We start from the raw sequence: 17,073 nt of genomic DNA, 5'->3' as shown, positions 1-17,073 counted from the left end.
GGCGCCCCGGCCGGGCGCCCCTACGGCCAACCTTTCATCGCCCCCCGCTGGAACGAAGCCAGCAGCGTAGAGGCTGCCGCCGCCGGCGCCAGCCGACCGCGTGCCAGTGACCAGGTAATGCCGTAGAAGCAGGTCCAGTAGAAATCGGCCAGCCACACCGCACTGAACTCGACGTTGAACACGCCGGCCTTCTGGCCGCGCAGGAAAAAGGCCTCGAAACGCTCGCCGATCGGCGCCCAGCGCTCGGGCAGCAGGTGCAGGTCCCCCTGTCGCTGCTGCTCTTCCATCATCCGCGCGAACAGCAACGTCACAAGCTCCCAGTCCGCCAACAGCGTGGCGGTGACCTGCTCCAGCACGTGGCGTGCATCACCGCCCTCATCGAACCAGGCCCCCGCCGCTTCCAGACGCTCGAACCCGGCTGCGAACAGGGCCACGTCGATCGCCTCCCGGGTCGGCGCAAACCGGTACAGGGTCGCGCGGCTGATGCCCGCCCCGCGCGCGAGTTCGCTGAGGGTGCAGCGTGGATGGCTGACCAGGGTAGCTGCCAGGGCGTGGTGCAGGTCGCGGCGGGTGCGTGCTGCGGCAGGTCGCATGAAAGCACTGAGGTGTAGGCTCGCCCTCACGCTAGCATGAATCATCAATTAATAAACTGAATCAAAGATGATTCATCCGAATCACGGATGCGCTACAACGGTGATGCGTCCGGTGCACCCGGGTCGGTGCACGGCAGGGAACGCGTCACAGGCATCGAAGGAGCCAACGCCATGCTGCATCCACTACGTGATATCGCCGTGCTGTTCGACGCCAGCGACACCGGGCACCGCGTTCTCAACATCGCCGCCCATCTGGCGCAGGCGCAGCAGGCGCATCTGGTCGCAGTCTCCACGGCCCTGCATCCCACCGACATCGCCAACGGCTTCGCGCGCGGTGCCGGCATCGCCGCCGCGCTGGACCATGAGGCGCGCGCGGATGCCGCCTGCACCGCGCAGTTGATGCAGAACCTGCGTGCCGTGTCCGAGCCGCTGCAGATCAGCACCGAACTGCGCATCGTCTCGGACTATCTGGGCGGCGCCGACCTGGCGCTGCAGTCGCTGTACTGCGACCTGATCATCGCCGGCTATCCGCACACACCAGGCGCGCCCACCGGCTGGCATCCACTGGGCACGCTGCGCCAGACCGGCGTGCCGATGCTCCTGGTGCCACCGCACTGGCAGGGCGATCAGGTCGGCCGTCGCATCGTGGTGGCCTGGAATGCCAGCAAGCAGGCGCGCCGCGCGGTGGCCGATGCGTTGCCATTGCTCGCGCGTGCGCAAGCGGTGCACCTGTTGATGGTCGACACCCCCAAAGCCGAGGCCACACCGGGCGCAGAGATGGCCCAGCATCTGTCGCGGCATGGCGTTGAAGTGGAGATCCAGACGATCAGTTCGAGCCAGGGCGGCGTTGCTGCAACCATCCGCCAACACGTATTGGATGCCGACGCCGACCTGCTGGTGCTGGGCCCTTACAGCCGCAGCCGGGTGGTCGAGCGCGTGCTCGGCGGAGTTACCGAGGATCTGCTGGCCGAAGTACCGGCGCCGCTGTTCGTATCACATTAGTGCCGCCCTGCCCCGCCCGGCGGTAACCGGTCAGCGATTGGCCGGTATGCCGCCGGAAATAGCGGCACAGGTAGGACGCATCCTCGAAACACAGGCGCTCGGCGATGCGACCGATCGGTAACTCGCTGTAGGTGAGCAGTGCCTTGATCTCCAGCACCACCTGGCGATCAATCAACGCCTTCGGCGTCTCGTCGAAGCACTCGCGGGTCAACTGCGAGAGATAGAACGGGGTGATGCACAGCGCCTCTGCATAGGACTGCACGTCACGCTGGCGGGTACTGCGCTGCCCGACCAGCTCCCAGAAGTTCCAGGCCAGGCGCTCGCGTCGGCTGACCTGCGCAAGCGCCCTCTTCTGCTTCGGCAGCAACATGGCCATCTTCAGGAAGAAACTCTGCAGCAGATTGCGCAACATCACGTGGCGATGCCGTCCACCGTTGTGCTGCGCGTCCATCATCAACTGCAGCCATCCCTGCAGCAACGGCACATCCAGCGGTGACGGCCGGCAGTGCGGCTGTTCGTGCAGGAACTGGAACAGCGCATTGGGCAGCACATAGGCCACCTCCGATGCCAACGCCTTGGGCATCAGGCAGACCATCGCCAGAAAGCCGCGCGAGCGTTGCCGCAGCAGCGCCAGCGTGTCCTCGGCCAGCACCAGCACGTCATGGCGCTGCACCGCTACCTCGCGGAAGTTCAGAGCAAAGCGCGCGCGCCCCGAGACGCATACCAGCACCGCCAGATAGGCGTGACCGAACGACAACGGGACGCCCTGCCCTTCGGCCAGCGTGCTGAACTCCAGGCGCATGGATTCGTCCTGGTCCAGAAGCTGCGGTACGCGGTCCATGGGCCGATCCGGCTGTATTCCGGGCCCCAGCATACCGGGACGGCGGTGGGTTGCGAAAAGTACCGAAACCATCAAGGTCCCGCTCTGGGCCGCACGCGCCTGGCGACCTAGCCTGTGCACTCTCTTTGCCCCCTGGAATCGACATGCAGTTGCACACCGAACGCTTGATCCTTCGCCCCTGGCGAGACACCGACGCCGCCGATCTGTTCGAGTATGCCCGCGACCCGCGCGTGGGTCCGATCGCCGGTTGGCCGGTCCACACCAGTGTCGAGGAAAGTACCGAAATCATCCGCACCGTCTTCAACCGGCCGGAGGTCTACGCACTGCAGAACCGCGAAGACGGCCGCGCCATCGGCTGTGTCGGGATCCTCATCGGCGCCGACAGCAACTTCGAGATCAGCGACCGCGAAGGCGAGATCGCCTACTGGATCGGCGTACCGTACTGGGGCCGCGGTTTGGTACCCGAAGCGGTGCGCGAAGTGATGCGGCATGCATTCGTGCAGCTGGAGCTGGAAGCGCTATGGTGCGGCTACTTCGCTGACAACCTGCAATCACTCACCGCGCAGAGCAAATGCGGTTTCCAGCATCACCATACCGAAGTGAACAAGTTCAACAGCTTCCTTGGCGATTACCGTACCGAGCACATCAGCCGCATCACCCGGGAGCAATGGTGTGCCCTGCAGGCCGCCACACCGGCTTGAACGGGATTCAGCCCGACCTGCGCTGCATGAACAGAAGTTCCGGCGTTGAGGACGCTTCAACCTGCTGGAAACCGAGATCGCGGTACAGGGCCACGGCGGCCGTGTTGTCACGATAGACGCGCAGGGTGAGCCGCTGGATACCGTCTTCGCGCAGCGCCTGTGCACTCAAGGCCTGCATGAGCAGCCGGCCAAGGCCGCGCCCGCGCGCCAGTGGGGAAACAATGATGCGGCCCAGGTGCGCGGTGCCGGCGTCGGTCATCCAGTACTGGCCAAAGCCTACACAAAGGTCCTGCTCGTCCAGCAGCGCCCAGCCCGGCCGCGACTCGAGTTCGAGCACCTGCGCGAACCGTTCCGGCGGCAAGGGAAACGGCACGCCCGGGCCCGCCCAGCGCTGGGTGGTTTCGGCGGATTCGGACCAACGGGCGACGGCGGCGTAGTGGGAAGGCTGGACGGGGCGAAGGTTCGGTTCCATGACACTCATGGTGCGCCATTTGCACTGGGCAGACACGCTGCACGAGAAGGGTGCCATGGCCCTGTGGGCACGACTGGCGCCGGTGTGGTCTTTGTATGACCGGCTTGATGGGAATCGCGTCATGGCCTGCGCGGCGGCCCTGCTGGGCTGTGCGGCGAAGACTGCCTGTCACTGCCACTGCCTTTGCAGGAGCTGCGGGGCGGTGAGCGTGAGGAGGTGGCGGCGGTGCTGGGCGGGCTGGGGTGTTGTAGAACACCGGACTGCGGTTGCCATGCGGTATGGCGGGTGGTGACCCCGGCCCGATTCGAACGGGCGACCTTCCCCTTAGGAGGGGGACGCTCTATCCAGCTGAGCTACGGGGCCATTGGCAGCAGCAAAGGATACCGCGTCTGGCTGAATGGACCAAGCGCGGGGCGTTCTGCGCAGCCCTCGGAGTAGATATGCTGGCCCGCCGCGACCCGTTGTGAACTGGATGTCCGACGTCTGGCGAACCCTCTCCACCCTCGGCGACAGCCGCTGGCTGCTGCCGATGGCCCTGGTGCTGCTGATCACCCTGCCCCGCACAGATGTACGCATGAAATGGCGATGGCTGCTGGCCATCGCCGCCACCGCCGGTGTCACGCTTGCCTCAAAGCTGGCCTTCATGGGCTGGGGGATTGGCATCAAGAGCGTGCACTTCACCGGGTTTTCCGGACATGCGGCGATGTCCAGTGTCGTCTATCCGGTCGTTGGTGCGCTGCTCGCCGGACCTGGCAAGCGCGCACGAGCGATCGGCCTGGCAATCGGCGTGCTGCTGGCCATCGCCATTGGCTGGTCACGAATCCCGTTGCACGCGCATAGCCTTTCGGAGGTCATTGCCGGGCTGATGCTTGGATTGGGTTGCAGCACATGGGTAGTGCACACCGCGCACGCCTCGTCTCGTCCGAACTTAGTGGCAGCTGCTGCTGCCGTACTCGCGGGAATGGTTCTGCCCCTCGCGTTGCCCGATATCCACACGCACCAACTCGTCATCGCGCTGGCAAAGTTCATTTCCGGCAGGGCCGAGATCTTCCAGCAATTCTGAAACCGCCAACACAACTGCACAATTTCTTCACGTTCCTTGACAGGGCAAATGAATAGCCGCCAACATAGCGGTGGAAAAATTTCCCTCACGGAGTAGGAGACCCCGTAGATGAAGAAGATGATTGCCGCCCTGGCCCTGCTGGGCCTGTCCTCGCCGGTGTTCGCTCAGGAAGCTCCTGTCGCTGCCGAAACCAGCGCTGAGGTTGCTGGCGCTGAAGCTGCTGGCGCTGCCGCCACTGGCACCCTGACCACCGTCGCCACCGTGGGCCTGGGCGTTGCCGCTGCTGGCGTGCTGTACAGCGTTGCCGCTGACAGCAGCAAGGATGATGCGGGCAACAATGGCGGCACCGGCACCACCAATCCGCCGACTGGCACCACCGGCACCACCGGTACGACCGGCACCACCGGCACCAACTGACCGGTCAGCCGAAGCAGTAACCCCGCCCTCGCCGGGCGACGTTCGGCGAGGGTTTTTTCATGCCCGTTCGGGCCAGGAACAGATTTCGATGGACTGCAAGCGTTTCGTAGCCACAATGACGGTGGCACTCACCCTGACCGGCTGCATGTGGGCGCCAGGCCAGCATCTTCGCTCGAGCACCTTCGCTCGCGATGATCAGCCCATCGGCAATGACCAGATCGAACTGATTCCGATCACGCCCAAGCTCATCGCCATGGAGCGCGCCACCCGCGACGTCGCGGCGCTGCCCGCTGCCCTGACCCAGTATCAGCCAGGCCCCTACCGCATCGGCGCCGGCGATATTCTCTATATCACGGTCTGGGATCACCCCGAACTGACGGTGCCAGCCGGCCCGCAGCAGCAGCTGAACGCCGCAGGCCGCCTCGTGCAGTCCGACGGAACGCTGTTCTATCCCTACATCGGCAAGATCACCGCAACGGGCAAGACGCCCGGCGAACTGCGCGAGGAGATCTCCACCAAGCTGGCCCGCTACATCGAAGCGCCGCAGGTGGACGTCTCCATGCTGACCTATGCCAGCCAACGCGTCTGGGTCACCGGCGCCTCGCGTCAGGCCGCCACTGTTCCTCTGACGGTAACGCCGCTGACGATGGGCGATGCCATCAGCCAGGCAGGCCTTGACCCTGCGCAGGCCGACCTGTCCGGCATTCGCCTGACGCGTGATGGCACCACCTACACCATCGATCTCGACCGACTGGGTCGCAGCGGCGGCGGTGACACCAATGTGTTCCTCAAGTCCGGCGATCACATCTACGTGCCCTATCTCGACCACAAGGAAGTATTCGTGGTCGGCGAAGTCAATCAGCCGGGCGCAATGAACTTCAAGACCGGCGAGATTTCCCTGAGCCAGGCACTTGGCCGTGCGCGCGGCCTGCTGCAGACCACGTCGAATGGCAACGCTGTCTATGTGATCCGCGGCTCGAACGACCTGCAGAGCACTCCGTCACAGGTGTTCCATCTGGAAGCCAAGTCACCAACCGCATTTGCCGTGGCCAGCCAGTTCGACCTGCAGCCCGGCGATGTCGTGTTCGTCGGCGCCGCTGGCGTGACCCGCTGGAGCCGGTTCGTGAACCAGCTGCTGCCATTCACCGCCATCATCAGCAACGCCGCCAGCGCGCGCAGCGACCTGGACAAGTAAGGTGGCCCGCACCATGAGCAGGATCGCTCAGGCCGCCACCCGACACGCAAACCGCCAGCGCCCCGTGGCACTGGCCTTGCTTGTACTCATCACCGCAACCAGTTGCGGCGTTGTGGGCAAGACCAGCGTCAAGTCGGTCCAAATGGCACTGCAGGGCAAGCCCGACGTGGAGCCTACGGCCGCCGAGGTGGCCGCCAATCGATTCCCGCAGATCAAGGTCACCGGTCCGGCAGGCGGCGCTGTTCTGGTGCTTGGCAACATCGACTCCGGGCGCCAGGCCTGGTACAGCTCCGAGCGAAGCATCGTCTTCCTCAATGATGGTGTCGTCGTCGGCACCCACGGCAGCAGCCCGGAACTTCAAGACATGACGTTCGAAGGGGACTCCCCCTTCCACGCGCTGCACCGGATAGCAAACGGCACGACCGTGCAGCGCCGTTACGATGTCATGCCTGATTACCGCTATGGAATCAGCGTCACCGGCACCCTGGCCACCGTGGGCAAAGAGAAGGTCCATATCTTGGGGAGCGAGCGCGAGCTGTTGCACGTGCGGGAGCGGCTTCAGGGCGACGGCTGGAAGCGCGACAACCACTACTGGGTCGATCCTGCCAACGGGTTCATCTGGAAGAGCATCCAGGCCATCGCACCCGACACCAGCCTTGAAGTTGTCCAGCTCAAGCCCTACTCGCAGGACCTGCAGAACCGATGACACTGCGACCGATCATCCTTGGGCTGGCACTGGCGCTGGCCACCCATGCGCACGCCTCATCGCCGATTGGCGTCGAAGCGGTCGGCCATGTTCGCAATCCCGGCATGCACACGCTTCCCGCCGATGCCCGCCTCAGCGCAGCCGCACTCGCTGCAGCGCCGGAAGAAAAAGCCTATATGCTGGGCGCCGCCCTTCTTCGGCAACGTGCACTGACGCCACAGACCCGCCTCAAAGCGGGGCTGCTCTTCGATCTTGAAACGCTCGCTTCCCAGCAGGATGCGCCGGAGCTTGCCGACGCAGCCGCACAGCTGGCGCGCGATCTCGGTGATCTGCCAGTGACCGGACGCGAACCGCAGCTTCTTGATCCGCGCCGCCTGGAAGCCAGTGCATCGGAGAATCGGCCCGCGCTGGCGGGCGACCGCATCGTCTACCCTGGCCGACCCGAATCCGTGCAGGTTGTTGGCGCCGTGGTACAGCCTTGCAAGCTGCAGCATCAAGCCACAGTCGACGCACGAAGCTACCGCAACGCGTGTGCCTTGCTGCCAGCGGCGAGCCGGGATGATCTCTACGTCATCCAGCCCGACGGCAAAGTGCAGCAACTCGGCGTGGCCCTGTGGAACCGCAGCATGCCCGTGCACCTTGCTCCTGGGGCGGTGATCTACGTGCCGCTGGACGCCACAAAGATCCGCACGATTGCCCCCGATGTCAACGAGGATGCCGTGCGCTTCCTTGCCACCCAGGTGCTGGATGCACCCGGAGTTTCGTACTGATGCGCCATCGCTCCATCCCACTGGCACGCGCCGGTGTCGCCCTTCTCAGCCTCAGCGTCAGTGCTGTATTGCACGCACAAACTGCCCCTTCTCCCACCGCAAGCGATTGGGGCGGCGTTGGCCTGCTGCAGACCCCCACCGCACGCATGGCCGACGACGGCGAGGTGAGCTTCACCGCAAGCCATACCTCGCCCTACAGCCGCTACAACGTGGTGATGCAACCTCTGCCCTGGGTCGAAGGCGCATTCCGCTATGTTTCAGTAGCGAACCGCCGCTATGGTCCGGAATGGCTGAGCGGCAAGCAGAACTACAAGGACAAGTCGATCGACCTGAAGGTCCGGCTCTGGCAGGAAAGCCGGTGGGCGCCCGAGCTGTCCGCAGGCTTCCGCGATATCGGTGGCACCGGCCTGTTCTCCAGCGAATACCTGGTTGCGAGCAAGCGGTTCGGACCGATCGATGCAAGCCTCGGCGTTGCCACCGGCTACATTGGCAATCGAGGTGATTTCTCGAATCCGCTTCGGGTGATCAGCGATCGCTTTGAAGAGCGTCCGCGCGCGCAGGGCACCGGCAACTTCAACAGCAAGGGCATGTTCCGCGGTCCCGTCGGCATCTTCGGCGGCATCGCGTACCAGACACCGTGGGAACCCCTGCAGCTGAAGCTTGAGTACGACGGCAACGACTACAAGCGCGAACCACAGAACAACAATCAAACACAAAAGAGCCCGATCAATCTGGGCGCAAGCTATGCCGTGAATCCCAACGTGCAACTGCATCTTGGCTGGGAGCGCGGCGACACAGCCATGTTCGGCATTACCCTGCGCGGCAATGTGGCACGAGCGAAATCCACGCCCAAGCTACTGGATCCGCCTCCGGTTGCGCGAGCATCCGCGGCACCCTCTGCGCAGTCAATGGATGACATCGACTGGCCCGCCTTGAGTCGGACCCTGGAAGAGAACGCCGGCCTCCGTGTCACAGGCATCAGCCGACGTGGATCGGAAATCATTGTCAGCGGCGAACAACGTCGGTTCTACTACCCGGCACAGGGCGTTGGCCGTGCGGCGCGGATCCTGGATTCCGAACTGCCATCCGATACCACCTGGTTCACGATCGAGAATACCCGTCTGGGCGTACCCGTCGTGGAAAGCAGCATCGAGCGCAGCACCTTCAACAGTTACCTCGACAATCGCACCCCGCTGAGCGAATTGGCCGGACACATCGAGCAGGCAGCGCCTGCGCAGCAGCGCCGTGAGAGCCTCTATGCGGCGCCACTTCGACGCTACGACGGCGCGTTCAATATTGGATACCAGCAGCAGCTTGGCGGTCCTGATGGCTTCTTCCTGTTCCAGGTCGCAGGCACCTACTCGGCCAATTTCCACTTCACGCGGAATAGCTGGCTGAGTGGAACAGTCAGCTACAACGCGTACAACAACTACGACCGCTTCCGCTACGACGCGCCAAGCAACCTGCCTCGGGTTCGCACCAACATCCGTAAGTACCTGACTACGGAAGACCTGACCCTGACCAACCTGCAGTTCACAAGCAATCATCAGCTGGGCAAAGACCTGTATGGCTCGGCCTATGCCGGCCTGTTCGAGGCCATGTACGGCGGCGTGGGTGGCGAGATCCTCTACCGCCCCCTCAACGAGCGCTGGGCCGTGGGCGCCGAACTGAACTGGGTGAAGCAGCGCGATTTCGATCAGCGCTTCAGCTTCCGCGACTACAGCACCACCACCGGCCACGCCAGCTTCTACTATCAGTGGGGCGACGAGCACAAGATCACCAGCATGATCAGCGCCGGCCGCTACCTGGCGAAGGACTGGGGTGCCACAATCTCAGTTGCGCGCGCGTTCGACAATGGCGTCAACATGGGCGCATACGCCACCAAGACCGATGTGTCGTCCAAGGATTTTGGCGAAGGCAGCTTCGACAAGGGCATCTTCATTTCGATTCCCTTCGACTTCCTGTTGCCACGTTCAACCCGCGCGCGTGCGACGTTCGCTTGGAATCCGCTGTATCGGGATGGTGGCGCGCGGTTAAGTCGAAGCTATGCGCTGTACCAGCTGACTTCAGAGCGGGATCCGGACTTCTTCTTCGATAATCTCGACAGAATCGACGACTGACGACGGGCTTCCAAGCCACTCGACAGAGACCAGGGAAGGGCCGGCTGCCAGCGCAGCCGGCCCTTCTCGTTTGCCTGCGCTGCCCTGGTGTCCTGCAGCCAAAAGAAAGGGCCGGTTGCAATGCAACCGACCCTATCTGTCTTTCCGAGGGGAAGGCTCTTCAGCTCACCCCATCCAAGCAATCACTTCTCGCTTGAGGCGTACTCGTAGTAGCCATAGCTGTAATAACCCGTGGCGCGTTTCTCCACTGCATTGAAGATCGCGCCCTTCACCTTCACGCCATTCTGCTCGAAACGCTTCATCGAGAGCTCGATCTCCTTCGGCTGGTTCACGCCGAATCGAGTCACCATCAAGGTAGAGCCTGCATGGTTGGCCACAATTGCGGCGTCTGTGACCGCAAGAATCGGCGGCGTATCGACGATGACCAGGTCATATTCCTTGGCCAGACCCTCCAGCAGCTGCAAGAACCGCGGGTGCATCAGCAGCTCGGACGGGTTCGGCGGAATATCACCCCGAGTAATGTAATGCATGTTCTCCAAGCCCGGGACGGCATGAATCGCATCCTGCAGCGGCACCTTGCCGGCCAGCACGTCAGACAAGCCCCGGGAATGCGACACGCCCAGCACCTTGTGCAGGGTGCCCTTTCGCATATCAACGTCCACGACAAGAACCTTCTGGCCCGCCTGGGCGACGACGGCCGCCAGGTTCGCCGAAATGAAGGTCTTGCCGACGCCGGGCCGCGGGCCCGAGATGGCCAGAATGTTGTTCTTGGCCTCAAGCATTGCAAAGTGCAGGCTTGTGCGGAGGCTGCGCAATGCCTCCACCGCCAGGTCGGCGGGCTCGGCGGCGGCCAGAAGATGGGAGCGGCCATCTGCCACCACACGCTTCTTGCCCCCTTTGCCCTTCTGAACCTTCAGAAGATTCCGCGAGTTGCTGAGCGGAATGGCGGCATACACCGGCAGTCCCAGTTCCTCGATCTGCGCCGGATCCTCCACGCCAGGATTCAGCATGCGGAGAAGGAAGGCGGCAGCAGTGGACAGGAATGCGCCCAACAGGAACGATACAAGCACAATCAGCGGCTTGCGAGGTTTCACCGGCTTGCTGATATCGACGATTGCATCGTCAACGATCCGCACATTGCCAACCGTACCGGCCCGCGCAACATCCAACTGCTGCGCCTGATTCAACAAGGCGGTATACAGCTCATTGCTGACCTGCAGATCCCGGGTATGACGCAGCAGCTCCTGCTGCGTATCGGGCAGTGCGCTGACCTCGCGACGGAAACCACTCTTGCGCGCCTCAAGCTCGCCGATCTGGTTCAGCATCGCACGGTAGGCCGGATGCTCACGGGTGAAGCTTCGGTCCATTTCCGCCTGCTTCAGGCGCAGCTGCTGGATGCTTGCCTCAACGGCGACCTCCTGCTCGAGCAGCCCCTTGGTCTGCATCGTAATGTCGACGGAATTCGAACGGGACTGGTAGGCAGCCATGGCCGCCTGCGCATCCTCAACCTGCTTGCGAACGGTGGGGAGCTGGTCCTTCACAAACGCAAGCTGCGTTGCCGCCTCGGCGGAGCCTCGATCAACATTCTGCCGGACGTACGCTTCGGCAATGTTCTGCACCAGCAACTGTGCACGATCCGCATCGGTGTCTTCGTAGCTGACGCGAAGGATGCCCGAGTCTTTGCCCTGTTCGGATGCACGGATGTTTTCCTGCAGCCCGGCGATGACATCAAGGCGGCGCTGCTTGGTCAGCGTGAAGCGCATGCCCGGATTGGCGTTCAGGCTCGCGACTTCAATCTTGATTCCCTGCGCCTCGGCAGGCATACCGACCTTGCCGTTGACAATGGCCTCGCCCTCGTCATCAAGCAGCGAGTACTCCCCAGCCTTGTCACCTGCGACAAGCGTCATCGGCTCGTCGAGCAACCGGGCCGGAACATCCAGGCGATGAATCTTCAGTTCATCGCCGCCCCAGCCGTAGCTGGAAAGCCCCAGAACCGGAGCCGCCACTTCGCCCTCGGTCTCACCCGAGAAACGGCGTGCGATCAGCCCCCCCACCAATGGGAAACGCCGGGGTTCGATGACCGTCTCGAGCTGCATCTTGTCGACCGCGGTACCGACGATCGTGCGCGAGGTCAACAGCGCAACTTCAGTGGTGGACGCGGTACTACCTCCGCCGCCAAGAGAGGTCAGATCTGCAAGACCCGGAATGGTCGGCATCTTCGACTCAACCTGCACCGTGGCCTCGGCCCGATACACCGGCGGCGTCAGGATCGCGTAGGCGGCGCCAACCATCGCGAACAGGAAGGTTGTTCCCAGGATCCACCACTTGCGGTCAATCAGAACGCCCAGCAGATCCCGCAGATCAATCTCGTCGTCTTCGCGGGTGGGCCGCGCACTGGTTTCCTTGGTCATAGCTTCCGTTTCGTGAAAAAACCGCACCAGTGCGGCAATTACTTGATGTGGCTGGCCCAGCGGGCAACGCCCTGCTCGATCAAACCGTAGACGTGTTCAAACGCGATCCGCTGCTGGCGGTAGGGATCGGGGATCTCCGCCCTTCCATCCCAATGCCCCAACAGGAATGTCTTGCCGCTTACCTGAGGAACCTCGCGGGCGATTCGCGCCACGTGGGACTGTTCCATCACCAGCACCAGGTCAGCCGCTGCCAGCACGGATGGCGTCGCCAGACGCCCTCGATGGGCGCTGGGATCATGCCCCTTCTCCCGAAGCAGCTCTCCTGCGGTCTCATCTATCGGCCGACCGACCAACGCCTGAAGCCCTGCGGAAGAGACCTCTACCCCTGTGCGATCCCGAAGCTGATGCCGCATGAGCACTTCTGCGGTTGGGCTTCGGCAGATGTTTCCGATGCAGACCAACAGCACCTTGTTGAACATGAGCCAATCCTCTGGCGGGGCGACGTGAGGTGCATACGTCAGCCACCAACGCTTCGCATACGAAAGTTAGCCAAGCAGCATACCTGACATGAGGGTGTAACTGAACCCAGCCCCACCAGGCTGATGGGGCGGCGCCCTCGGACCTACCCCCGGAAATCAGGACGCAGGTCACGCCTTGGTGAAGGTTCTGTTATCATCGTGTGATCGATTGTAACAGCTAACGGGTTGGACTGACCGCCGGATCGGCGCCACCAGCCCCCGGGCAGCGAGGCGATTGCTGGATGCACGGATCCTCTACAAGGAAGAAATCGACATGTCTTACATGCCTGCACGGCACCACGCCGGGCTCTGGAATGCTTCGGGAAACAGGTTTGCCCCTGCACTCAGCCTGGCGTTGAGAATCGGAGATCCTCTCATCCTGGTGGCCGCTGCACTGGCGGCCTATGCGATGAGATTCGGCGATCTGCACATGCCGATGAACTACGCCCGATTGGTCTCCATCACCGTTCTTTTCGCACTTCTCGTCCTTGGATCCTCATCATTGTACGAGAGCTGGCGCGGACGTGGACTGCTCGCCGAGTTCGGCAAAGTCCTGATGAAGCTCGCCGTGATTTTCGGCGGCCTTCTCGCCTACTCGACCGCAATCCAGGTAACCGATGAGCTTTCGCGCATATGGCTTGCCTCGTGGTTTGGCATGAGCCTGGCTGGCGTAATTGCACTCCGCGTTGGCGTTCGCGGCATCGCGGGCTGGATCCGGGCCCGAGGTGCAGATTTACGGAGCGCCGTCATCGTGGGCGCCACGACCGATTCACAGCACATCGTCAGCTCCCTGAGGTCGGCAACCTGGGCAGGAATTGAGGTGCGCGGCTGGTTCGGAACCCCGTCTGACCGCGGCAGCGTGCAGCATGCAAGCAAGCTGGGAGAACTTGATGGGCTCGGCGCATACGTGGAGGCCAATCATATCGACCAGGTGTGGATTGCCCTGCCGATGCGCGACGAAGACAACATCGCAATTGCCCTGAATCAGCTGCAGCACTCCACTGCCGATATCAAGTTCGTGCCTGACATGTTCGGACTGCACCTGCTGAACCACTCCGTCGAGCAGGTCGCGGGCCTTCCCGTCATCAATCTTCAGCAGACCCCCCTTCAGGGCGGCGCCCGCCTGATCAAGGCTCTGGAAGACCGCATCCTTGCCGGCCTCATCCTGCTCATGATCTCACCGATCATGCTTGCGATCGCGGTGGCTGTGAAGCTGAGCTCTCCAGGCCCTATCTTCTATCGGCAGGAGCGGATGAGCTGGAACAACAAGACGTTCTGGATGCTGAAGTTCCGCTCGATGCCGGTCGATGCCGAAGGCGCGTCTGGCGCAGTGTGGGCGAAGGCCGGCGAGAATCGCGCCACCCGCGTGGGCAGCTTCCTTCGCAAGACCAGCCTGGACGAATTACCACAGTTCATCAACGTCCTGCTGGGCGACATGTCGATCGTTGGACCGCGGCCGGAGCGGCCGGTGTTCGTGCACAAGTTCAAGCACGAGATTCCGTCCTACATGAAGAAGCACATGGTCAAGGCGGGCATCACCGGCTGGGCGCAGGTCAATGGCTGGCGGGGCTCTACCGATCTTCACAAGCGCATCGAATGTGATCTCTTCTATATCGAGAACTGGTCGCTTTCGTTTGATCTGAAGATTGTCTTCCTGACGATCTTCAAAGGGTTCATCAACAAGAACGCCTACTAGCTAACGAATGTGGCGTTCAAGGGAGTGCGCCTCCCACCTCCCACCCTTCAGTAGAGCTACACCACGCAGCATGCCGGGCTCAATGAGAAAGCAAAATCGCTCCTTCGCCCATAGCATCGCCTGGAACTTGGCCGGAGCTGGGATTCCGCTCGCCTTCGCCTTCTTTGCCATCCCAAGCCTTTTGGCCGGCTACGGCAACGAGCGCTTTGGACTATTGACGATAATCTGGGCGCTGATTGGTTACTTCAGCATCTTCGATTTCGGCATTGGGCGCGCACTTACAAAACTCGTCGCCGACAGGCTTGGAAGCAATAGCACAGAAGACATTCACGACGTCATAAAGACGGCTCTGTCAACCATGGCTGTCCTCGGCTTGCTGGCATGCACACTACTGATTGCCACTGCCCCGCTAATTGCGGAGGCGCTCAAACTTGGAGCCAGCCTCCGAGATGAAAGCGTACTCAGCCTCCGAATTCTTGCGCTCGGCATACCCTTCGTGATTCTGTCGGCCGGCCTTATTGGACTACTGGAAGCACGAGCGGAGTTTCATGCAATCAGCCAGGTTCGCCTCCTAATGGGAATGCTGAACTTTGGGGCCCCCCTGCTGATGCTCACATGGTCCCATAGCCTGGTACCAGCTACGATTGCGCTTGCTGTGGCCAGAGCCGCCACAGCGGCACTTTATTATCAAATTTCCATACGCAAAGGCGCACTGGATGCAGGCGTCGGTCGGTTCAACCGTAGCAATCTACGCGAGCTCCTCGGGTTTGGCAGCTGGATCACGCTGAGCAACCTGATCAGCCCTCTGATGGCGCAGCTCGATAAGGTTGTAATTGGCAGCGTGGTTGCACTACATCTCCTGCCCTACTATGCAGTGCCAGGCGACCTGGTCAATCGCCTCAGTTTCATTCCCATTGCACTCATAGGCGTATTTTTTCCAGCATTCGCGGCACATTGGAGTGCACGGGAAACAGACAAGCTGACGTCACTTTACAAGAGTGCGTCCTTTGTAATGTTCTCTGCCGTCTATCCGATTGCACTGGGCATATACCTCCTGGCACCTGAAGGCCTCTCGCTGTGGATCGGCGAACAGTTCTCACAGCAATCGACGCCACTCTTGCACTGGCTATGCGTCGGTCTGATTCTGAATTCCATCGCCAGAATTCCCCACGCACTTCTGCAGGCAGCAGGCCGCCCAAGCATCACCGCCAAGCTGCATCTGATAGAACTCCCCATCTATGCAATCGCGCTATGGCAGCTGCTAAACCATTTCGGCATCATTGGCGCTGCGATAGCGTGGTCCGGGAGAATGGCGCTCGACTATATTCTCCTCAGCGCATGCTCGAGCATATCCATCCCGGAAGTGCGCCGCCCCTCAGCATTCATGCTAGCTGCGATGATTGTAGGAATTGCGGCGATGACAACCGCAGCACTTATCCCATCCCCCGTGCTCAGGCTTACTCTTGCGGTATTTTTCGGAATAGCGGGAATAGCCCTGGCAGCACCCGTCGCTTTGCGCCTACGTCACAATGATTGAGTCACTGAAAATCGACACCACTATGCGTTCAACCACATTGGTGACGGTAACCTATGCGGACCGCATCGGGTATCTGCGCGAACTGCTTCGCCGCGCCTTCGAAATCGAAGGAGTCAATCGAGCCATCGTTGTGAGCAACGCATCGACTTCCGACCTAAAAATCATCGAGAATGAATGGGGGAATAAACTTCGTGTTGTCCGACTGAGCAGCAACAGTGGATCTGCAAATGGATACTCGGTGGGAATCGAGGCAGCCCTCGCTGACAACGCTGAGTTCATTTGGCTCATGGACGATGACAACGCACCGCGACAGGGAGCACTGGGAAGGCTTCATTCACAACTTGAAATCACCGCCAGGGCCTATGGAGCCGAGAGATCGGCAGCTCTTGGATTTCGGCCGAGCCACCAAGCAGATATTGCACAAGGCGTGAATCCAGAGCGCGCATATCCTCTGCGCTCAAGTTTCTTCGGATTCCACTATCGGCAACTCTTCTTCAAAATCAAGCGTCGCATTGGGCCCAAGGGGCCACTCGGCGCAGCGCCCTCCTCCGTCCAGATTCCCTATGCTCCCTACGGCGGACTAATGGCTTCACGAAAGTTGTTCGAAACCATTGGACTCCCGAACGCCGACTTCGTTTTATATGCCGATGACACCGAGTACACAAGGCGCATAACCTCACGAGGCGGCGCGATCTGCCTTGCCACGGACGCGGAGCTTGAAGATCTCGAGGAGTCTTGGAATTTGAAGGAAAGCTACCCCAACACTTTCTTAGGCTGGCTGAAGGGCGGATCGGATTTTCGGGCGTTCTACGCCGCGCGCAATCAGACCTACTTTGACAGAAAAATCTGGATGAGCTCACGGATCGAGTACAAGTTGAACCAGTGCATTTACCTCGGACTATTGACGTTCTTTGCGATCAAGACACAGAGCTTCCCGCGATATCGCCTCCTACTCAGGGCAATCCGCGATGGCAAGAACTCTCGACTTGGAATTTCCAAGAGCTTCCCGCTTTGAATCGTCCGAAACCAAT

16 protein-coding genes and 1 tRNA gene are annotated in these 17,073 nt (G+C 61.7%); 11 read left to right on the top strand and 6 right to left on the bottom strand.

Translation table 11 applies throughout. The features are described from left to right. Positions 1-20: 20 nt before the first annotated feature. A complete protein-coding gene (locus tag HLA98_RS12425; RefSeq protein ID WP_057500963.1) occupies positions 21-593 on the bottom strand; it encodes a TetR/AcrR family transcriptional regulator in 573 nt (190 codons plus the stop codon). Positions 594-764: 171 nt separating this feature from the next. Between HLA98_RS12425 and HLA98_RS12420 the strand changes: the two genes are divergently transcribed. Further along, entirely contained in the window at positions 765-1,595 is an 831-nt protein-coding gene (locus HLA98_RS12420; protein WP_057500981.1) for a universal stress protein, read from the top strand. Here HLA98_RS12420 and HLA98_RS12415 read toward each other — a convergent pair. Beyond that, the gene (locus HLA98_RS12415) at positions 1,543-2,436 is read right to left on the bottom strand and encodes a helix-turn-helix domain-containing protein (RefSeq protein ID WP_057500962.1); all 894 of its coding nucleotides are present in this window, start codon (positions 2,434-2,436) and stop codon (positions 1,543-1,545) included. The two genes, HLA98_RS12420 and HLA98_RS12415, sit on opposite strands and share 53 nt — an antisense overlap. A gap of 143 nt (positions 2,437-2,579) precedes the next feature. On the opposite strand from HLA98_RS12415, the gene HLA98_RS12410 reads away from it, so the two are divergent. After that, on the top strand, positions 2,580-3,137 hold the full coding sequence (locus tag HLA98_RS12410; protein WP_057500961.1) for a GNAT family N-acetyltransferase: 558 nt from the start codon (positions 2,580-2,582) through the stop codon (positions 3,135-3,137). Between the two features lie 7 nt (positions 3,138-3,144). Here HLA98_RS12410 and HLA98_RS12405 read toward each other — a convergent pair whose 3' ends face one another. Further along, positions 3,145-3,609, bottom strand: coding sequence for a GNAT family N-acetyltransferase (locus HLA98_RS12405; protein ID WP_057500960.1), 465 nt, complete (start codon positions 3,607-3,609; stop codon positions 3,145-3,147). A 286-nt stretch (positions 3,610-3,895) separates the two neighbouring features. Beyond that, positions 3,896-3,972, bottom strand: a tRNA-Arg gene (locus HLA98_RS12400). A 109-nt stretch (positions 3,973-4,081) separates the two neighbouring features. Between HLA98_RS12400 and HLA98_RS12395 the strand changes: the two genes are divergently transcribed. The 6 genes from HLA98_RS12395 to HLA98_RS12370 all read left to right on the top strand — a co-directional run bounded on the left by HLA98_RS12395 (position 4,082) and on the right by HLA98_RS12370 (position 9,880). Continuing rightward, positions 4,082-4,672 carry a phosphatase PAP2 family protein gene (locus HLA98_RS12395; RefSeq protein WP_057500959.1) on the top strand — a complete coding sequence of 197 codons (591 nt, stop codon included), beginning with the start codon at positions 4,082-4,084 and terminating at the stop codon, positions 4,670-4,672. A gap of 108 nt (positions 4,673-4,780) precedes the next feature. Beyond that, positions 4,781-5,089 (top strand): hypothetical protein, encoded by a 309-nt coding sequence (locus HLA98_RS12390; protein WP_049421333.1) that lies wholly within the window; start codon positions 4,781-4,783, stop codon positions 5,087-5,089. Positions 5,090-5,177: 88 nt separating this feature from the next. Continuing rightward, a complete protein-coding gene (locus HLA98_RS12385) occupies positions 5,178-6,284 on the top strand; it encodes a polysaccharide biosynthesis/export family protein (RefSeq protein WP_057500958.1) in 1,107 nt (368 codons plus the stop codon). Between the two features lie 13 nt (positions 6,285-6,297). Further along, positions 6,298-6,990 (top strand): YjbF family lipoprotein, encoded by a 693-nt coding sequence (locus HLA98_RS12380; protein ID WP_057500980.1) that lies wholly within the window; start codon positions 6,298-6,300, stop codon positions 6,988-6,990. Further along, entirely contained in the window at positions 6,987-7,760 is a 774-nt protein-coding gene (locus HLA98_RS12375) for a capsule biosynthesis GfcC family protein (RefSeq protein ID WP_057500957.1), read from the top strand. The genes HLA98_RS12380 and HLA98_RS12375 overlap by 4 nt, the downstream gene beginning before the upstream one ends. Then, positions 7,760-9,880, top strand: coding sequence for a YjbH domain-containing protein (locus tag HLA98_RS12370; RefSeq protein WP_057500956.1), 2,121 nt, complete (start codon positions 7,760-7,762; stop codon positions 9,878-9,880). The genes HLA98_RS12375 and HLA98_RS12370 overlap by 1 nt, the downstream gene beginning before the upstream one ends. A gap of 182 nt (positions 9,881-10,062) precedes the next feature. On the opposite strand, the gene HLA98_RS12365 is transcribed toward HLA98_RS12370, so the two are convergent. Both HLA98_RS12365 and HLA98_RS12360 read right to left on the bottom strand, forming a co-directional pair. Beyond that, positions 10,063-12,291: a polysaccharide biosynthesis tyrosine autokinase gene (locus HLA98_RS12365; RefSeq protein ID WP_057500955.1), complete on the bottom strand. Its 2,229-nt coding sequence runs from the start codon at positions 12,289-12,291 to the stop codon at positions 10,063-10,065. A 38-nt stretch (positions 12,292-12,329) separates the two neighbouring features. After that, on the bottom strand, positions 12,330-12,770 hold the full coding sequence (locus HLA98_RS12360) for a low molecular weight protein-tyrosine-phosphatase (RefSeq protein WP_057500954.1): 441 nt from the start codon (positions 12,768-12,770) through the stop codon (positions 12,330-12,332). A gap of 313 nt (positions 12,771-13,083) precedes the next feature. Here HLA98_RS12360 and HLA98_RS12355 point away from each other — a divergent pair, with 313 nt between their 5' ends. The 3 genes from HLA98_RS12355 (at position 13,084) to HLA98_RS12345 (ending at position 17,057) form a co-directional block, all read left to right on the top strand. Then, entirely contained in the window at positions 13,084-14,505 is a 1,422-nt protein-coding gene (locus HLA98_RS12355; RefSeq protein ID WP_057500979.1) for an undecaprenyl-phosphate glucose phosphotransferase, read from the top strand. Positions 14,506-14,587: 82 nt separating this feature from the next. Next, entirely contained in the window at positions 14,588-16,042 is a 1,455-nt protein-coding gene (locus HLA98_RS12350; RefSeq protein ID WP_057500953.1) for a flippase, read from the top strand. Beyond that, entirely contained in the window at positions 16,035-17,057 is a 1,023-nt protein-coding gene (locus tag HLA98_RS12345; protein ID WP_197718339.1) for a glycosyltransferase, read from the top strand. The genes HLA98_RS12350 and HLA98_RS12345 overlap by 8 nt, the downstream gene beginning before the upstream one ends. Positions 17,058-17,073 lie beyond the last annotated feature (16 nt).

It is taken from the genome of Stenotrophomonas africana (assembly GCF_013004645.1).
GTDB classification, from domain to species: Bacteria; Pseudomonadota; Gammaproteobacteria; order Xanthomonadales; family Xanthomonadaceae; genus Stenotrophomonas; species Stenotrophomonas africana.
Note: the sequence above shows the minus strand (reverse complement) of the source record. Positions and strands in the feature narration are given on the sequence as shown.

Bases quoted from the DNA above. Each gene is read 5' to 3' on its own strand.
- HLA98_RS12425 (WP_057500963.1), bottom strand. From the start codon at position 593: ATGCGACCTGCCGCAGCACGCACCCGCCGCGACCTGCACCACGCCCTG.
- HLA98_RS12420 (WP_057500981.1), top strand. From the start codon at position 765: ATGCTGCATCCACTACGTGATATCGCCGTGCTGTTCGACGCCAGCGAC.
- HLA98_RS12415 (WP_057500962.1), bottom strand. From the start codon at position 2,436: ATGGACCGCGTACCGCAGCTTCTGGACCAGGACGAATCCATGCGCCTG.
- HLA98_RS12410 (WP_057500961.1), top strand. From the start codon at position 2,580: ATGCAGTTGCACACCGAACGCTTGATCCTTCGCCCCTGGCGAGACACC.
- HLA98_RS12405 (WP_057500960.1), bottom strand. From the start codon at position 3,609: ATGGAACCGAACCTTCGCCCCGTCCAGCCTTCCCACTACGCCGCCGTC.
- HLA98_RS12395 (WP_057500959.1), top strand. From the start codon at position 4,082: ATGTCCGACGTCTGGCGAACCCTCTCCACCCTCGGCGACAGCCGCTGG.
- HLA98_RS12390 (WP_049421333.1), top strand. From the start codon at position 4,781: ATGAAGAAGATGATTGCCGCCCTGGCCCTGCTGGGCCTGTCCTCGCCG.
- HLA98_RS12385 (WP_057500958.1), top strand. From the start codon at position 5,178: ATGGACTGCAAGCGTTTCGTAGCCACAATGACGGTGGCACTCACCCTG.
- HLA98_RS12380 (WP_057500980.1), top strand. From the start codon at position 6,298: ATGAGCAGGATCGCTCAGGCCGCCACCCGACACGCAAACCGCCAGCGC.
- HLA98_RS12375 (WP_057500957.1), top strand. From the start codon at position 6,987: ATGACACTGCGACCGATCATCCTTGGGCTGGCACTGGCGCTGGCCACC.
- HLA98_RS12370 (WP_057500956.1), top strand. From the start codon at position 7,760: ATGCGCCATCGCTCCATCCCACTGGCACGCGCCGGTGTCGCCCTTCTC.
- HLA98_RS12365 (WP_057500955.1), bottom strand. From the start codon at position 12,291: ATGACCAAGGAAACCAGTGCGCGGCCCACCCGCGAAGACGACGAGATT.
- HLA98_RS12360 (WP_057500954.1), bottom strand. From the start codon at position 12,770: ATGTTCAACAAGGTGCTGTTGGTCTGCATCGGAAACATCTGCCGAAGC.
- HLA98_RS12355 (WP_057500979.1), top strand. From the start codon at position 13,084: ATGTCTTACATGCCTGCACGGCACCACGCCGGGCTCTGGAATGCTTCG.
- HLA98_RS12350 (WP_057500953.1), top strand. From the start codon at position 14,588: ATGAGAAAGCAAAATCGCTCCTTCGCCCATAGCATCGCCTGGAACTTG.
- HLA98_RS12345 (WP_197718339.1), top strand. From the start codon at position 16,035: ATGATTGAGTCACTGAAAATCGACACCACTATGCGTTCAACCACATTG.